The organism is Flavobacterium sp. (genome assembly GCF_041392085.1).
GTDB lineage: Bacteria > Bacteroidota > Bacteroidia > Flavobacteriales > Flavobacteriaceae > Flavobacterium.
The window spans coordinates 160997-176703 of record NZ_JAWKMW010000004.1 but is presented as its reverse complement, the minus strand read 5'-3'; the positions used below and the strand labels follow the sequence as shown (position 1 = coordinate 176703).

Annotated in this window: 17 protein-coding genes; 5 read left to right on the top strand and 12 right to left on the bottom strand. The window is 35.4% G+C overall.

The window, feature by feature from the left end; translation table 11 throughout:
- Window positions 1-22: 22 nt before the first annotated feature.
- From R2782_RS00825 to R2782_RS00795, 7 genes are all read right to left on the bottom strand, one after another.
- Window positions 23-802 (bottom strand): TerC family protein, encoded by a 780-nt coding sequence (locus R2782_RS00825; protein ID WP_371266160.1) that lies wholly within the window; start codon window positions 800-802, stop codon window positions 23-25.
- A gap of 34 nt (window positions 803-836) precedes the next feature.
- Window positions 837-1205, bottom strand: coding sequence for a DNA topoisomerase IV (locus tag R2782_RS00820; RefSeq protein WP_371266159.1), 369 nt, complete (start codon window positions 1203-1205; stop codon window positions 837-839).
- Window positions 1202-1777: a DUF1572 domain-containing protein gene (locus R2782_RS00815; protein ID WP_371266158.1), complete on the bottom strand. Its 576-nt coding sequence runs from the start codon at window positions 1775-1777 to the stop codon at window positions 1202-1204. Before R2782_RS00815 ends, R2782_RS00820 begins: the two co-directional genes overlap by 4 nt.
- On the bottom strand, window positions 1761-1988 hold the full coding sequence (locus R2782_RS00810) for a DUF6095 family protein (protein ID WP_371266156.1): 228 nt from the start codon (window positions 1986-1988) through the stop codon (window positions 1761-1763). Before R2782_RS00810 ends, R2782_RS00815 begins: the two co-directional genes overlap by 17 nt.
- 47 nt (window positions 1989-2035) lie before the next feature.
- Window positions 2036-2848, bottom strand: a complete 813-nt coding sequence (gene murQ / locus R2782_RS00805; protein ID WP_371266155.1) for an N-acetylmuramic acid 6-phosphate etherase — start codon at window positions 2846-2848, stop codon at window positions 2036-2038.
- Between the two features lie 178 nt (window positions 2849-3026).
- Window positions 3027-3758 carry a ZIP family metal transporter gene (locus tag R2782_RS00800; RefSeq protein ID WP_371266154.1) on the bottom strand — a complete coding sequence of 244 codons (732 nt, stop codon included), beginning with the start codon at window positions 3756-3758 and terminating at the stop codon, window positions 3027-3029.
- Window positions 3758-4522, bottom strand: coding sequence for a class I SAM-dependent methyltransferase (locus R2782_RS00795; RefSeq protein ID WP_371266153.1), 765 nt, complete (start codon window positions 4520-4522; stop codon window positions 3758-3760). Before R2782_RS00795 ends, R2782_RS00800 begins: the two co-directional genes overlap by 1 nt.
- A 71-nt stretch (window positions 4523-4593) precedes the next feature.
- Here R2782_RS00795 and R2782_RS00790 point away from each other — a divergent pair, with 71 nt between their 5' ends.
- A complete protein-coding gene (locus R2782_RS00790; RefSeq protein ID WP_371266152.1) occupies window positions 4594-5763 on the top strand; it encodes a class I SAM-dependent RNA methyltransferase in 1170 nt (389 codons plus the stop codon).
- 48 nt (window positions 5764-5811) lie between these two features.
- Here R2782_RS00790 and R2782_RS00785 read toward each other — a convergent pair whose 3' ends face one another.
- On the bottom strand, window positions 5812-6522 hold the full coding sequence (locus R2782_RS00785) for a YebC/PmpR family DNA-binding transcriptional regulator (protein WP_371266151.1): 711 nt from the start codon (window positions 6520-6522) through the stop codon (window positions 5812-5814).
- 81 nt (window positions 6523-6603) lie between these two features.
- Window positions 6604-7686, bottom strand: a complete 1083-nt coding sequence (gcvT, locus tag R2782_RS00780; RefSeq protein WP_371266150.1) for a glycine cleavage system aminomethyltransferase GcvT — start codon at window positions 7684-7686, stop codon at window positions 6604-6606.
- A 154-nt stretch (window positions 7687-7840) separates the two neighbouring features.
- Here gcvT and R2782_RS00775 point away from each other — a divergent pair, with 154 nt between their 5' ends.
- From R2782_RS00775 to R2782_RS00760, 4 genes are read left to right on the top strand one after another with little or no spacing between them, the layout of a single operon-like run.
- Window positions 7841-9040, top strand: coding sequence for an alpha/beta hydrolase (locus tag R2782_RS00775; RefSeq protein WP_371266148.1), 1200 nt, complete (start codon window positions 7841-7843; stop codon window positions 9038-9040).
- 5 nt (window positions 9041-9045) lie between these two features.
- Window positions 9046-10458 carry a M17 family metallopeptidase gene (locus R2782_RS00770; protein ID WP_371266146.1) on the top strand — a complete coding sequence of 471 codons (1413 nt, stop codon included), beginning with the start codon at window positions 9046-9048 and terminating at the stop codon, window positions 10456-10458.
- A 3-nt stretch (window positions 10459-10461) separates the two neighbouring features.
- Complete coding sequence (locus R2782_RS00765) at window positions 10462-11679, top strand: acetyl-CoA carboxylase biotin carboxylase subunit family protein (RefSeq protein WP_371266144.1); 1218 nt, start codon at window positions 10462-10464, stop codon at window positions 11677-11679.
- A gap of 14 nt (window positions 11680-11693) precedes the next feature.
- Window positions 11694-12191, top strand: a complete 498-nt coding sequence (locus tag R2782_RS00760; protein WP_371266142.1) for a hypothetical protein — start codon at window positions 11694-11696, stop codon at window positions 12189-12191.
- Between the two features lie 83 nt (window positions 12192-12274).
- On the opposite strand, the gene R2782_RS00755 is transcribed toward R2782_RS00760, so the two are convergent.
- The 3 genes from R2782_RS00755 to R2782_RS00745 all read right to left on the bottom strand — a co-directional run bounded on the left by R2782_RS00755 (window position 12275) and on the right by R2782_RS00745 (window position 15681).
- Complete coding sequence (locus R2782_RS00755) at window positions 12275-13465, bottom strand: hypothetical protein (RefSeq protein ID WP_371266140.1); 1191 nt, start codon at window positions 13463-13465, stop codon at window positions 12275-12277.
- 70 nt (window positions 13466-13535) lie between these two features.
- A complete protein-coding gene (locus tag R2782_RS00750; RefSeq protein ID WP_371266139.1) occupies window positions 13536-14363 on the bottom strand; it encodes a type 1 glutamine amidotransferase in 828 nt (275 codons plus the stop codon).
- 208 nt (window positions 14364-14571) lie between these two features.
- Window positions 14572-15681 (bottom strand): carboxylate-amine ligase, encoded by a 1110-nt coding sequence (locus tag R2782_RS00745; protein ID WP_371266137.1) that lies wholly within the window; start codon window positions 15679-15681, stop codon window positions 14572-14574.
- Window positions 15682-15707 lie beyond the last annotated feature (26 nt).

Sequence of the window (15707 nt, the reverse complement as noted above, 5' to 3'; positions counted from 1 at the left end):
TATTATACTAATTAATTCTATTTTAAGATTGTCCGTTTTTCTTACGCATTTTCATATTAAGAAATTCTACAGCCAAAGAAAATGCAATAGCAAAATAGAGATAACCTTTAGGCACGGCTCCCACATGTTGTCCGGCTAATTCCGCATTAGATAAGTGCATACTTTCTGTAATCAACATAAATCCGATTAAGATTAAGAAAGCCAAGCCAAGTATTTGAATCGATGGATTGGCGTTTACAAAATTTCCAACCGGAACAGCAAAAAGCATCATTACGCCTACAGATATTACAACTGCAGTTACCATAATATACAAAGCACCTTCAATGCCGTTTGTCATTCCAACCGCAGTCAAAATACTATCCACAGAAAAAATTAAGTCAATCAAAAGAATTTGAAAAATCACATTACCAAACGATTTGGCCGCAGATGTTTTTAACTCTTTTTCTTCATCGCCTTTATGGTCTACTTTTTCGTGAATTTCTTTAGTGCTTTTATAAATAAGAAACAATCCGCCGACAAATAACACCATGGCTTGACCAGTGAAGCTACCACTAAACCAACCCCAATCTATGGTGAACCAAGGAGCTTTCATGGCTATCAAAATAGTAATACCGAAAAGCAAAGCAATACGCATAAACATAGCTAAAAATAAACCTAATCGAGTGGCTTTTTTGCGTTTTTCTTCGGGTAATTTTCCGGTTACAATGGAGATAAAAATGATGTTGTCGATACCAAGAACAATCTCTAAAAATGTTAAGGTTAAAAGAGCAACCCATGCATCGGGATTTGCAAATACTTCCATACTGTTTGGTTTGATTAATGATGATTATACGAATCTAATCTACTTTTGTTACAATGCCTTTTTGTTTGGCAGATTCACCAACAAAAGAATATTCAAATGTATAGTTTTTTTCTGTTGTAGTTAAAATTTTCATATGAATGGCTTTTTTTTCTTTCATTCCTTTTGGATGAAGTTTTTGCAACACAAATTCGCAATCATTTATCCATCGTACAGAAGAAGAATCAGTTTTTCCACGAAAGGTTTCTATTTGTAAGGTATCATTTCGTTCAAAAATTGAAATCTCTTTTTTACCATCAATTTCTTGTTCAAATTGAAATTTTCCGGTTTTAAAATCGGTGCAATTTCTTTCTTGTTGGTAGCAAGAAATTAATAATATACTAAGGAGTGGAAGTAGTTTTTTCATTGTAATTTTTTTAATTCATCATCAGTAAAATTCTTAATGCTTTTTTCTTTAGAAAATTTATCTGCATTATAATTGTTTGATTTATTTTTAGGAATGGATAAACTTTTCCATTCGGTTTTCTTTACCATTTTGGCATAAAAGACGATTTGCCCAATATGATAAGGATAATGAGCCAATTGACGGTTGATAGCTTCTAAAACGGTATGACCTTCGTTTCGAATATAGATGATTTCGTTTAGTTGTTCCGGTTGTAAACTATTTAACGCATCAAATAAACAGTGCCAACCTTTTTCCCAATGAGCTAAAAGTTCAGGTTTGGTTTGGATAATTTCTTCAAATTCTGCATCCCGATTTCGCCACTCTTTTTCGCCATCGGTGGTGAGAAAGTCGGTCCATCGCGAAAGCATATTTCCCATCAAATGGTTTACAATAACCGCAATTGAATTTGTGTCTTCATTCACAGAAATAAAAAGTTGCTCCGGTTCCAATTGTTCCATCGCTTTTTCTCCCAAGGTTTTATAGTAGAGAAATTGTTTTTTCACACTTTCGAGGTAATTAGTTTTCGTTTCCATCAAATAAACTTTTTATGATTGTTTTAATACCTCTAAACATGAGAGTTACAGAAGTTAAACAAATAAAAATGCCAACACCTAAAACGATATAATGAACCCAAGTGTGTTTATTCATAAACGAATTATGAATGAGAATTGGTCCCAAAAACATCAAGGGAATAGCACCGATACTGTATTTTAATCCTTTGAATAGGAGTTCTTTGTTGTCCATATTTTAGTTGCTAAGGTTCTGAGAGACTGAGTTTCTGAGGTTGATTACTACGACAGATAACTTTCTACCGCTTTTCGCACACTACCAAATTTCTCTAACAAAATTCCTGCTTCTTCATAACTCACAGGTATTTCGCTCATAATCATACGAATGCCACGATTCACTAATTTATTGTTACTCAATTGCATATCCACCATTTTATTGCCTTTCACTTTTCCAAGTTGAATCATTGTGGCGGTTGAAATCATGTTTAAAACTAACTTTTGAGCCGTACCGGCTTTCATACGTGAACTTCCGGTGACAAATTCGGGTCCAACGACCACTTCAATCGGAAATTGTGAAACGTGTGCAAGCGGACTCCCTTCGTTGCACGTAATACAACCGGTTGGAATGTTATTTTGATTACACTTTTCCAAACCACCAATCACATACGGCGTAGTTCCGGAAGCAGCGATTCCAATTACAAAATCATTTTGATTGATGTTGAATTCCGATAAATCTTTCCAAGCTTGTTCAGTATCATCTTCTGCAAATTCAACCGCTCTTCGAATGGCTTTGTCGCCACCGGCAATAATTCCTACGACCAAATCAAATGGAACTCCGAACGTTGGCGGACATTCTGAAGCATCGACCACGCCTAATCGTCCCGAAGTTCCGGCACCAATATAAAAAAGACGTCCACCGTTTTTCAATTGACTAACTACTTTTTGAACGGTTTTTTCAATTTGTGGCAATGCTTTTTCAACCGCTAATGGAACGGTTTTATCTTCGTTATTAATGTTCTCTAATAGTTCAGAAACCGACATCTTTTCCAGATGTTCGTAGTGAGAGGATTCTTCGGTAGTTTTGTTAAAAGACATGTTTTTAATTTTCACTCAAAGATAAGTGAATTTTAAATGTTGCCAAAGTTGAAAAGACTTAAAAAAAGTTACTGAGTTGCTGAGCTGCTGAAAAGCTGAGAATCTGATTTTTTTGATGATAATGATGAAGTATAAGGTCATCCCAAATCAGAAAACCGACAACAGACAACAGAAAACCTTAATGAGAATGCCCCATTTCCATCAAAAACGCCAATAAAAATCCCAAAACAATCATCGTGATTTTCGCTAAATTAAATTTGTGGTCCTCATTACTTTCAAAAATAATGGTGGAAGAAATATGAAACAAAATACCCACTACAATGGCTGAAATTTCTTTGGAATAATGTTGTGCAAAATGCAATTGTTCTGCGAGTAAAGTTCCAAGCGGCGTCATCAAAGCAAATGCAAACATAAAAGCAAAAACCATCCATTTGTTCATCTTGGCATTTACAAAAAATAGCGTTAGAATAATTGCAATAGGGAAGTGATGCACCGCAATTCCATAAGCTAAATTAGTGTTTTCGTGAATTGGGAATCCTTCTAACAACGCGTGAATACATAAACTGATAAATAATAACCATGGAATTTGATGTACCTCATTGTTTTCATCAGTATGCACGTGAACGTGACCGTGTTCGGCTCCTTTGGAAAAAAATTCTAATACAATTTGGAACAAAATCCCAATCATGATAAAAACTCCAACCGGAATAATTGAATCCACATATTCGCCATCGTGAACATGATGAGCATCTTCAAATAATTCAGGCAATAAATGCAGAACTGTCAACGAAAGCAAAAAAGCTCCACTAAAAGCCAATAATAATTTAATGTTTTTTTTCTTTTGAGGTTTTAAAAACAAAGCAATAAAAAAACCTAAAATTACAGCCGAAAAAGTGATGATATACTGCATTATTTAAAAATCAAAATTAAACGTTCAGATTGTGTTTTGTAGAATTTTCGGAGTTTATAATCGCCAAAAACATCCAGTAAATAAATTCCGGCTTCCTCCATCATTTTTTCAAAATCCGCTAATCGAAGTGCTTGCACTTTTTCGGTAAAATGAAACGCTTTTCCTTTATCCGAAAATGAAATTTCTTTATAAATGTGGTTGTCCTTTTCATATCGTTTTATATGAAAATCAATACCATCAACGGTTTTCGTTTCTTCAGGAATTAAATTTTCTAACACAAAATCTACATTCATAAAATCAATTACGGCAAATCCATATTCGGTCAAACTGTCTCGAATGGCCTTTAATGTGATTAAATTATCGGCGTCATCCCCAAAATAGCCAAAACTGGTAAATAAATTGAAAATAGCATCAAACTTTTCTTCGAATGAAATCCGCATGTCATGAACCACAAAATTCAATTTTTCATTGGATGATTTTGCAGCTTCTTTTATACTGTTTTCAGATAAATCGGCTCCCGTTACATCATAACCCAATTGATTCAAATAGATTGAATGTCGGCCTTTTCCACAAGCTAAATCAAGAATCTTGGCTTCTTCAGGTAAATTCAAATATTCAGTTAAATTATCCATAAAAACCTGAGCTTCATCATAATCTCGGTCTTTGTAAAGAATGTGATAATAGGGCGTGTCAAACCAAGAGGCATACCAATTATCGGTGATTGGTGATGGATTATTGGAAATAGGTTGTTTAGATTCTGACATTAATTGGTTAGATGCTTTAAGAACGTGCAAATTTAGTGTATTTTTGCCAAGTTTTACAGATTTAAACAGTCATGGAAAAGAATTTTAAGATGGTAGCCAAAACCTTTTTTGGTTTTGAAGAGATTTTAGCCAAAGAAGTGCAGCAATTGGGTGGTCAAGATGTGAAAACCGGAACACGAGTTGTCACTTTTTCCGGCGACAAAGGTTTTATGTATAAAGCCAATTTATCGTTGCGTACGGCTCTTAAAATTTTAAAACCAATAAAAGGATTTAAAGTATTCAATGAAAGAAGTTTATATGATGGTATTTCAAGTGTTAATTGGAGTGAGTTTATGAACGAAAAACAAACTTTTGTAGTTGATGTTACGTTATATTCCGAAGCTTTTAACAACTCACAATTCGTTGCTTTAAAAACAAAAGATGCGATTGTAGATCAATTTCGTGAAAAAACCGGTGTTCGTCCGAGTATTGATAAAGATTTTCCGGATTTGCGAATACACATTCATTTAGACCGTGATCAATGTACGGTTTCATTAGATACTTCAGGAGATTCTTTACATCATAGAGGCTATCGTTCAGCTACGAATATTGCACCAATAAACGAAGTGCTGGCAGCCGGGATGTTATTATTATCCGGTTGGGATGGAACCTCTCATTTTCTCGATCCAATGTGCGGAAGTGGAACGATTTTAGCCGAAGCAGCCATGATTGCTTGTAATATTCCTGCCAATATCAACCGAAAAGAGTTTGCCTTTGAAAAATGGAATGATTGGGATAATGATTTATTCGACCAAATTATTGATAGTTTGATGAAGAAAACCAGAGAATTTCATTATACGATTAAAGGTTTTGATAAAGCTCCAAGTGCTGTTCGAAAAGCTCAAGACAACATTCAGAATGCTAATTTGGATGATTATGTTACGATTGAACAGAAAGACTTTTTTGTAACCGAAAAGCAAACCGAAGGTCCACTTCACATGGTTTTCAATCCGCCGTATGGTGAACGTTTGGATATTGATATGGAACGTTTTTATAGAGAAATTGGCGATACGTTTAAACAAGGTTATCCCAACACACAAGCTTGGTTCATCACAGCTAATCTAGAAGCGTTGAAATTTGTGGGATTAAAACCTTCCCGAAAAATCAAATTATTCAACGGAAAATTAGAAGCGAGATTGTTAAAATATGATATTTATGAAGGAAGTAAGCGAGCGAAATTTCAGAATAGGGAAGAGGAATAATATTAATGCATAAAAAAAACTCCCTTTTTCAAGAGAGTTTTTTTGTTTTTATTCCTGCATCGTGTGATACACATTCATCACATCATCGTCTTCTTCAATTTTTTCCAATAGCTTTTCTACATCTGCCATTTGTTCGGCAGTTACTTCTTTGGTGATTTGCGGAATTCTCTCGAATCCGGACGATAAAATCTCGATGTTTCTGTTTTCCAATTCTTTTTGAATTGCACCAAAACTTTCAAAGGGAGCATACATTAGAATTCCGTCTTCATCGGCAAAAATTTCTTCTACACCAAAATCTATCATTTCTAATTCTAATTCTTCTACATTTTGTCCGTCAGCCGGAATTCTGAAATTGCAAGTATGATCAAACATAAATTCTACTGAACCTTGTGTTCCTAACGTTCCGTTACATTTGTTGAAATAACTTCTGATGTTGGCTACTGTTCTGTTGTTATTGTCAGTGGCTGTTTCAATCAAAATGGCGATTCCGTGCGGAGCATATCCTTCAAACAAAACCTCTTTAAAATTGGCTGTGTCTTTGTCTGATGCTTTTTTAATTGCTCTTTCCACATTGTCTTTCGGCATGTTGGCCGCTTTGGCATTCTGAATAACAGCTCGTAAGCGGGAATTGGTTTCCGGATTCGGACCTCCTTCTTTTACAGCCATTACGATGTCTTTACCAATTCTGGTAAATGTTTTGGCCATCGCTGACCAACGCTTCATTTTTCGTGCTTTTCTAAATTCAAATGCTCTTCCCATTTCTGTTAATTTCTATATTCTGTTTTCGTTGTTCAAAATTATGATGCAAAAATAATACTTAAACCGTTATTTCAAAATGTTTTACTTCTTATAAAACGGCATTTTTACAACCTTTGCTTTTACTTTGTTATTTCTGATTTGAATGTAGATTTCAGAATCAACATCAGCAAATTGAGTTTTCACATACCCCATTCCGATTCCTTTTCCAACAGTAGGAGCCATTGTACCGGATGTTACAATTCCAATGTTGTTTCCATCGGCATCTACGATTTCGTAATCGTGACGTGGAATTCCTCTTTCCAACAATTCAAAACCGACTAATTTTTTGGTTACACCTTCTTCTTTTTGTTTTTTCAAATTTTCAGAATTTGTGAATTCTTTGGTGAATTTGGTAATCCAACCTAAGCCTGCTTCTAAAGGCGAAGTGGTGTCATTGATGTCGTTTCCATACAAACAAAAGCCCATTTCTAAACGCAATGTATCTCTGGCAGCTAATCCGATTGGTTTGATACCGAAGGGGGCTCCGGCTTCAAATACTTTGTTCCAGATGTGCTCAACTTCTGAATTTTTACAATAAATTTCAAATCCGCCCGAGCCGGTATAACCGGTTGCAGAAATGATTACATGTTCGATTCCGGCAAAATCAGCCACTTCAAAATGATAGTATTTAATTTCGGACAAATCAATAGATGTCAACGATTGCATGGCTTCAACCGCTTTCGGACCTTGAATAGCCAATAGAGAATAGTCATCTGAAAGGTTTTTCATGTCCACACCTAAATCATTGTGGGACGAAATCCAATTCCAATCTTTCTCAATGTTGGAAGCATTTACGACCAATAGATATTGTTCCTCTTTCATGCGATACACAATCAAATCATCTACAATACCGCCTTCTGCATTGGGTAAACAAGAATATTGTGCTCTACCTATGGTTAACGTTGACGCATCATTAGAAGTCACTTTTTGAATTAAAGCCAAGGCATTGGGGCCGGACAACAAAAATTCACCCATGTGCGAAACATCAAAAACGCCTACGCTATTGCGTACAGTTTCATGTTCTGCGGTTACTCCTTCGTATTGTACCGGCATATTGAATCCGGCAAACGGAACCATTTTTGCTCCTAAACTTTCGTGAATATGCGTTAATGCTGTATTTTTCATGTGTAATATTTGTAAAATTTGAAGTGGCTAATGTATTAAAAATAATGCGATTTTGAGGTGATATTTTGTACATAAATTTGATAATTGTGAATAAAATGAGGCTTTACTTTTCATTCTTTCATAAATGCATCAACCTGAAAAAAAATTTTTTATCATGAGTGGAAAGGCCTATATTTACTCATTAAATTTTTTTGCATACGAATTGACTCGTACTATGAAGCCGGAAGAAAATACGCTATCGCACCAACCAGATAAAGAAATAATTGAGCCTCAACTGAATATCTTGCTAACCACCGATGAAGATGATGATCGTCCGGTATATATTTCGGGAAATTTTAATCAATGGATTACGCAGGATAAAGGCTTTCAAATGGAAAAAGTGGCTAAAGGTTTGTATCATTACAAATTTACTCATGATTTTGTGTATCCTGAAGAATTGTTGTACAAGTTTACCCGTGGTGATTGGAGCGAGGTTGAAATCGACAAATATGGAAACCGAACCGAAAACCGTTCCTGTAAACAACATTCCGGGGTTAGAAAAGAGCATGTGGCCAAATGGCGACACAATTGGTTGCCTTTTAAACCTAATTTTTTACCAAAAGTTCATTTAATTTCCAAGGAGTTTGAAATTCCACAGCTAAATAAAACCCGAAAAGTTTGGGCGTTGTTACCACATGACTATGAGACGTCTAACGAGCATTATCCGGTGATGTATTTGCAGGATGCTCAAAATTTATTCAATGAAAAAGCCCAATATGGTAATTGGGAAATTGACAAAAAACTTGCTGTAATGGCCGAATATAAAATCGGTAAAATTATAGTTGTTGCTGTGGAACATGCAGATAATGAACGAATAATAGAATACAACGTAGGTAATACAGTTTTAGGTGCCGGACAAGGAAAAAAATACATTCGCTTTCTAACCGATACATTAAAACCATTTGTAGATGCCAATTTCCGAACTAAACCCGAACGAGAGCACACCGGAATAGGGGGAAGTTCAATGGGTGGGTTAGTGAGTATTTTTAGCGGCATCATGTATCCGGAAGTATTTGGGAAGTTGATGATATTTTCACCCTCATTATGGGTGGTACCTAAAATAAAATTATCTTTTTTAGATATGGACGAGCCACAAGAAACGCGTATTTATTTGTATGCCGGCGGAGATGAAAGTGCTACAATGATAGATCATGTTAAAAACTTTAAAAAGCGATTATTAAAACGAAAATCGTTAGAAGATAAAATGAAAGTACGATTAAGCATCAACGAATTTGGTAAGCACAATGAAGTCTATTGGAGTGATGAATTTCCGAAAGCTATTGAATGGTTGTTTTTTAGTTTAAAAGAAGAGTAAATGTGATGAAAACAAAGTATTTAAAGAAAGTTAGTTCAACAGAAAGTTTAATATTAGTTCCGGTTTTGGAGACGGATGAAGCGGTGCAATATTTATCGTTATCGGTTTCCAATTCTATTTTTTCAGGGAAGAAAGATACTCTTTACGCCATAGAAAAAGTGGGCGTCGTATATCTATTTATTGGTTTGGGAAAAAAACCGTTAGTGACCGATTTAAAGAAAATATTTCGTAGAGCTGCACAAAAGCAAGCCGCATTTTTTCATAAGGAAACCTCACTTTTTCTACCTGATTTTTTTATAGATGATTGGGTTTCTGCCACAGTAAATGGTCTGCTTTTAGGGACTTATCAATTGGGGCATTACAAAAAAGAAAAAAAAGTGCACCCGCTACAAGAAGTCAAATCCGTTTTGAATATTGTAAGTACTACAAATTTTCAAAAAGCTGTTGAATTAGGTATGAAAACAGCATATGCTCAACTGGAAACTTTTTATATGGTAGACTTACCTCCTAATAAAGTAACCCCAAAACATTTGGCCAATTGGGCAGCTGATTTAGGAAAAAAATTCAAATTGGAAGTAGAAATCATTGGGGCTAAAAAAGCTAAAGAAATTGGTTTACATGCCTTTATTTCTGTGGGAAAAGGGAGTGCCAATGAGCCCCAATTTATTATATTGGATTACCATCCTAAGAATGCTCAAAAACATTTTGGTTTGGTTGGTAAAGGAATCACGTTTGATACGGGGGGTTTAAACATTAAAACCGCCGGAATGGTGCATATGAAGTGTGATATGGCTGGAGGTGCAACCGTTTTAGGAGCGATGCAATTGATAGCCGATTTGAAGTTGCCCCATCGTGTAACAGCTATTGTTCCGGCTTGTGAAAATTCGGTGGACGCCCAATCGTTTTTACCGAGTGATGTAATTGAAAGTTATAGCGGACATACGATTGAAATCATAGACACCGATGCAGAAGGCAGATTGATTTTAGCAGATGGATTATCGTATCTCATTAAAAATTATAATCCTGAAATCATCATAGATATTGCTACCTTAACCGGAAGCAGTGTGGCTACTTTTGGTTATGAGTGTGGTGCATTGTTTACTAATAATGAGCAATTATCTAAAAAACTTCAAGAGGCCGGTACCAAAACAGGTGAACGGTTATGGCCTTTACCGCTTTGGGAGGCGTATCAATCCGATATAGAAAGTGAAATTGCCGATGTGAAAAATTATTCTGGCAAACCGGTTGCCGGAGCTATTTCTGCCGCGAAGTTTTTAGAATTTTTTACAGAAAATCATCCCGCTTGGGCACATTTAGATATTGCCGGTGTTTCTTTTGTGGATGATGAATTTGCCAAAACCAAACATGCTTCGGCATTTGGTGTGCAATTAATTACTACTTTTATTCAAAATCAATAGGTTATGGAACAATCAACCAAAACATTTATTTGTATTTCCAATTATTTTAAAGGAAATGATTTTTTAATTAACATGAAGCGATTGGGAAACAAAGTGTTCTTGATTACTTCCGAAAAATTACGAGATAAACCTTGGGCTTTTGATTCCATTGATGAAATTTTTTATATGCCCGGCCAAGACATGGATTGGGATTTGGATATGCTTTTACAGGGCGTAGCCGGATTGATGCGAAAAGAAAAAATTGATGCCATTGTTGCGTTAGATGATTTTGACGTTGAAAAAGCAACCTTTTTGCGTGAAAATTTACGTGTAGACGGAATGGGTCAAACCACCGGAAGGTACTTTCGGGATAAATTGGCCATGCGAGTAAAAGCACAATCTGAAGGTGTTCCGGTGCCGGCTTTTAGTGCGTTGTTTAATGATGACTACATCAATCATTTTGCGGATACCGTTTCACCGCCTTGGGTATTGAAGCCCCGTTCGGAAGCTTCAGCAAGCGGAATTATGAAGGTGCATTCGAAAGAAGAACTATGGGGGAAAATTAATGAGTTGGGCGATAATCGCATAAAATATTTAGTGGAACAATTTAAACCAGGTGCGGTATATCATTGTGACGGATTGAATTTTAACGGAAAAGTATTATTTAGTATCACTTCACAATATTTGGCTACACCAATGGAGATTTCGCAAGGAGGTGGGATTTTCAGAAGTGCTAACATTCCGTACAACAATGCTGATGATAAAGCCATCAAAAAAGTGAACGAGCAAGTGATGAAAGCATTTGGGATGAAACACGGTGCGACGCATACTGAATTTATCAAATGCAATGAAGACGGAAAAATTTACTTTTTAGAAACGTCTTCGCGAGTAGGTGGAGCTCACTTAGCTGAAATGGTGGAAGCTGCTTCCGGTATCAATTTATGGGGAGAATGGGCCAAAATTGAAGATGCATTGGTGAGAGGAAAGGAATACAAAGTTCCTTCGCAAAGGAAACAATATGCCGGAATTGTGTTGACGTTATCCAAATTTGAACAGCCGGACTTGAGCGGATTTAATGATAGTGAGGTTTGTTTCCGTGTGCCTTTGGAATACCATGCGGGATTGATTGTGAAATCAGAAAAACACGAACGTGTTCGTGAATTATTAGATGATTATGCAGAGCGATTGGTAAAGGATTTTGCGACTGTGGCTCAACAGGAAAAAGTGAAGAAGTTGCATTAATTTAAAGAAAATTATTGAAAACCTACCACTCCAATAACTTCCATAAACACACTTTTTGCCTTTGGAAAGAAGTTTCTCAAACGGATTTTTATTTTCAGCAATCGCAGTTTAAAAGTAAGTCGGGAAGTGAATATTTTTTTACTGAGGAAGGAGTGTACCGCATTTCCAACCATTGGGGAAGAGCCGCCAATTGCCGTTGGCGTTTGTTACCGTTAACTGACTATAAAAACCAACACACCAAAATTGGTTTTGCTCGCTGGACCGATTTTTACCACAATGACGAAATCGCCAACTTATTCTTTATTCAAGTAAATTGGGAACAGAAAACAACTGACTTTTACCATAAAGACATGCCATTTTATGATGGAAAAGCAACGTTACGAAATGCGTCAGAAACCGCAAAAACACTCAAAAAAATCAAATTGATTTTGAATGATGATACTTGGGCGAAGTATCTAGAGTATGAGGATTTGGAGGAGTTGAGGATAGAAACGGTGAAAAAATTAATCTAAATGTAATTTAACATTAAGTAACAAAGGAAAGTTGAGGGATTCATTAAGACTTAATAAAAAACTTAATTTCTTAATGTTAAAAATTATCGCTCAAACATCCCAACCGTTCCACCAACCCAATCTTTATCTTTATTGAATTTCACACCAATCATTTCGCCTCGGCTGAGTCGGACTAAGTTTGTAACGAGAGTAGGTGAGGGAGCATCTTTTTTCCAAACGGCTAATAACCGGACTTCGGCTTTTACTTTGCCATCCGGTGATTGAATAATTGGAATGTAATTTACTTTCTTTTGTAGAATGTATAAGTCTTTTTCAGTAACAGCTTCGATGTCTTCTTTTTTCACGTGGAAGATGACGCCACTTCCGGAAAAGGAAAACAACGGTTTGAGTACGTAGTTTTCTAAATCGGTTGGAATTTCTTTTAAATCGCTTAATAAGGTGGTTTCAATGAAATATTTTCCTTTTAAATAAGGCAAAATAAATTTACTAATTCTGAAAAACCAATTCGGATGACCGGCCCATTCTACGTCTAAATCGGCAGAAAAATCAAAGTTAAGTTGTAAATCGGTACGCAAATCCAATTCATCAAAGATTACTCGGTTATAAATGCGTTTTACTTCAATTTCAATTCCTTTATCATTGGTATAAAACAGTTTTTTTTCCTTCTGAATTAATTCCGTCACACAAACTACCGGAATTCCGATGTCACGTTTACAGTAGTAAAAATCAATTTTAGTATTTTGTTTTTCCGGTTCAATTTCAAGGAGAATTACGTTTTCTTTCGGATGATTATTGCAAATTGCTTCTTCGATTAATTTTAAATAGGATTTGTTATCCAAACCATTTAAAAAAGGAGTCAATTCCTTCAGAAAAGGGTAGAAGTCAACAAATTTCTGCGACAAGTGACTCTGAAAATTAAATAACGACGGAAATCCTTGTACTTCAATTAACTTCGGAATAACTTTTCCGTCTTCCTCGCAAATACCAAAATCGATGGCTAAAAAAGTGGTATGATTATCTTCGTTTGGCACTTTTCTATTAAGTTCTAATGCTTTGTTTGTTAGCTCCTTAAAATTATCTTGTTGAATAAAAGTGATTACTTGATTGCAACCTTCCAATAATTGTTCTTTCAATTCATTTGGAATAAAAAAAGGTGTTTCTCCAATTCTGAAAGTCGGTTTATAATTAAAATCAGTTGCGATTGAATCAAGTAACTGATTGTATTTTTCTATTGAGAATTCTTCGTTAAATTGTTTTCGAAAAGTTGTATTCATTGTAAACACTTTTAAAAAAAAGACACAAAAGAAAATACTTGAGTGTCTTTTAAGGATAAAAATTTGAAACTTAGTTAGAGAGTATTTTTTTATGTTTCATCAAATCGTTGATGGCGATGCGAAGAAAGTTTGGTATGATAGTTTCGTTGGTACGATAGATTTTCTCCTCATCTACCAAATCTTCTAACATTTTTAGAAATTTTGGACGACCTTTCATCGTAATAATTTTTTCTTTGAAACTTTTATTTCGCATATGAGCTAAAAAACTTAAGGGGTCGGCTTCCGGATGAAATTGCAAACCAACAAATTCATTTGAAAAACGAATGCCCATAATCGCTCGTTCATACTGTACATGATCACGTATTTTTTCTAACGCAATGATTTGTGCCCCCATTTTTTTCAAGTTCTTCAACTTGGGTTGCACCACTTGAAAATCACGACTATCGATGGTATAAAACGGATTTTCTAAACCTTCAAACAACGGATCTGTTAGACCTTCATTCACTTTGTGCGTGGTCATTACACCAAAAGAAGTATCTTTTCGCTTGTTGATTTCAGCTAAACCAAAATGTTTACAAGCCATTTGAAACGAGTGGCAAATAAACAAAACATGTTTTTTCATTTCATTTTCATTGTTCCAATTCCATAACGAGTCGATAAAGTTAAAATAGTTAACATCCCAGACACCATCACCTTCTAATGGATTGCCGGGGCCACCGGTTGAAATGAAAATATCAAATTTTTTGATGTCGGGTAATTCATTTTTACCTCGAACGTCAAAAACCTGAAAGGAAACCATTTGATTAAAACGGTTGATAATATCATAAATACAACGCATTCCCTGATTGGGTTCACCGTCGTACATATCTAAAATCGCTATTTTTATTTGTGAATTCATTTGGTAACTACTTTATGATGCAAAGATAACTTATTTAAAAAGAAAAGGTTGTTTGCTACTTTTTGCTTTATAAAAAATATATTAACACTTCTGCCTTTTTGGGTACGAGATTACTCTACCAGTTCGCTTTCGTTCGAGTCTTCTTTCGAATTCGTCATCTTTCAGAATGACAAAAGTATCTCTAATTTAAAATTCTACCTTCAAAATTCTAAATTCCTTTTGTAAACTCACTTGTAATAAAATCAACTACTTTAGTTAGGTCTTGTGTTTGTTCATAAATGGCTAATTGTTTGGCGGCTCCGGTTCCTTCTCGTAGAATGGTGTGCACGTAATTAATTTCGTCTCGACTTCCTAATTCATCCACCACATCATCAATAAATTCGAGTAATTCGAGAATTAATTCTTTGGTAGACACTTCTTTTTGGAGACCAAAATCAATCATATTGCCTTGCACTCCATAACGAGCGGCTCGGAACTTATTTTCTTTAATCAATGCCAATCGATAAACATTAAAACTTGTATTTGCTGTATTTAACTTATACAGTTTTGCTACGATAGCTTGGATAATTGCGACAATACAAATAGTTTCATCCACGGTTAAACTCATATCGCAAATGCGGAATTCAATCGTGTTATAAAACGGATGCAAACGCAAATCCCACCAAATTTTCTTTGGATTATCAATACAATTTGTTTTAACTAATGTTTCTAAGAAATTATCATATGACTGAACTGAATCAAAATATTCCGGTAAACCGGTTCGAGGAAATTTGTCAAAAACCTTGGTTCTAAAAGATTTGTAGCCGGTATTTCTTCCTTCCCAGAAAGGGGAATTAGTGGAAAGTGAAAAAATATGCGGTAAAAAGTAGCAGGCCTGGTTGATTAATTGTAAGCCCACCTCACGACTTTCAATTCCAACGTGGCAATGCATACCGAAAATCAGATTGGAACGTGCGGCATCTTGCAGTTCATTCACAATAGTATGATAACGTGGGTCGTCTGTAATGGGTTGATCTTGCCATTTGGAAAAAGGATGTGTTCCGGCCGCACCTACAACCAAACCCTGCTTTTCCGCTAGTTCTACTATTTTTTTACGAAGAAAAGTGATTTCTTCTCGAGCCTCTTTTACATTTTTACAGATGTTTGTGCCTACTTCAACAACGGATTGGTGCATTTCTGCCTTCACTTGTTCTTTAAGAATGATTTTGGCTCCATCCACAATTTTAGACATATGTGAACGTAAATCTCTTGTTTCCGGATCAATAATTAAATATTCTTCTTCAACACCCAATGTAAATACGGGTAACGCTTTCTTCATATTTGCTCAATTACAGTTTTATCAAA

Excerpts from the sequence above, each read along its gene's own strand:
- R2782_RS00825 (WP_371266160.1), bottom strand. The coding sequence starts at position 802 with ATGGAAGTATTTGCAAATCCCGATGCATGGGTTGCTCTTTTAACCTTA.
- R2782_RS00820 (WP_371266159.1), bottom strand. The coding sequence starts at position 1,205 with ATGAAAAAACTACTTCCACTCCTTAGTATATTATTAATTTCTTGCTAC.
- R2782_RS00815 (WP_371266158.1), bottom strand. The coding sequence starts at position 1,777 with ATGGAAACGAAAACTAATTACCTCGAAAGTGTGAAAAAACAATTTCTC.
- R2782_RS00810 (WP_371266156.1), bottom strand. The coding sequence starts at position 1,988 with ATGGACAACAAAGAACTCCTATTCAAAGGATTAAAATACAGTATCGGT.
- murQ (WP_371266155.1), bottom strand. The coding sequence starts at position 2,848 with ATGTCTTTTAACAAAACTACCGAAGAATCCTCTCACTACGAACATCTG.
- R2782_RS00800 (WP_371266154.1), bottom strand. The coding sequence starts at position 3,758 with ATGCAGTATATCATCACTTTTTCGGCTGTAATTTTAGGTTTTTTTATT.
- R2782_RS00795 (WP_371266153.1), bottom strand. The coding sequence starts at position 4,522 with ATGTCAGAATCTAAACAACCTATTTCCAATAATCCATCACCAATCACC.
- R2782_RS00790 (WP_371266152.1), top strand. The coding sequence starts at position 4,594 with ATGGAAAAGAATTTTAAGATGGTAGCCAAAACCTTTTTTGGTTTTGAA.
- R2782_RS00785 (WP_371266151.1), bottom strand. The coding sequence starts at position 6,522 with ATGGGAAGAGCATTTGAATTTAGAAAAGCACGAAAAATGAAGCGTTGG.
- gcvT (WP_371266150.1), bottom strand. The coding sequence starts at position 7,686 with ATGAAAAATACAGCATTAACGCATATTCACGAAAGTTTAGGAGCAAAA.
- R2782_RS00775 (WP_371266148.1), top strand. The coding sequence starts at position 7,841 with ATGAGTGGAAAGGCCTATATTTACTCATTAAATTTTTTTGCATACGAA.
- R2782_RS00770 (WP_371266146.1), top strand. The coding sequence starts at position 9,046 with ATGAAAACAAAGTATTTAAAGAAAGTTAGTTCAACAGAAAGTTTAATA.
- R2782_RS00765 (WP_371266144.1), top strand. The coding sequence starts at position 10,462 with ATGGAACAATCAACCAAAACATTTATTTGTATTTCCAATTATTTTAAA.
- R2782_RS00755 (WP_371266140.1), bottom strand. The coding sequence starts at position 13,465 with ATGAATACAACTTTTCGAAAACAATTTAACGAAGAATTCTCAATAGAA.
- R2782_RS00750 (WP_371266139.1), bottom strand. The coding sequence starts at position 14,363 with ATGAATTCACAAATAAAAATAGCGATTTTAGATATGTACGACGGTGAA.
- R2782_RS00745 (WP_371266137.1), bottom strand. The coding sequence starts at position 15,681 with ATGAAGAAAGCGTTACCCGTATTTACATTGGGTGTTGAAGAAGAATAT.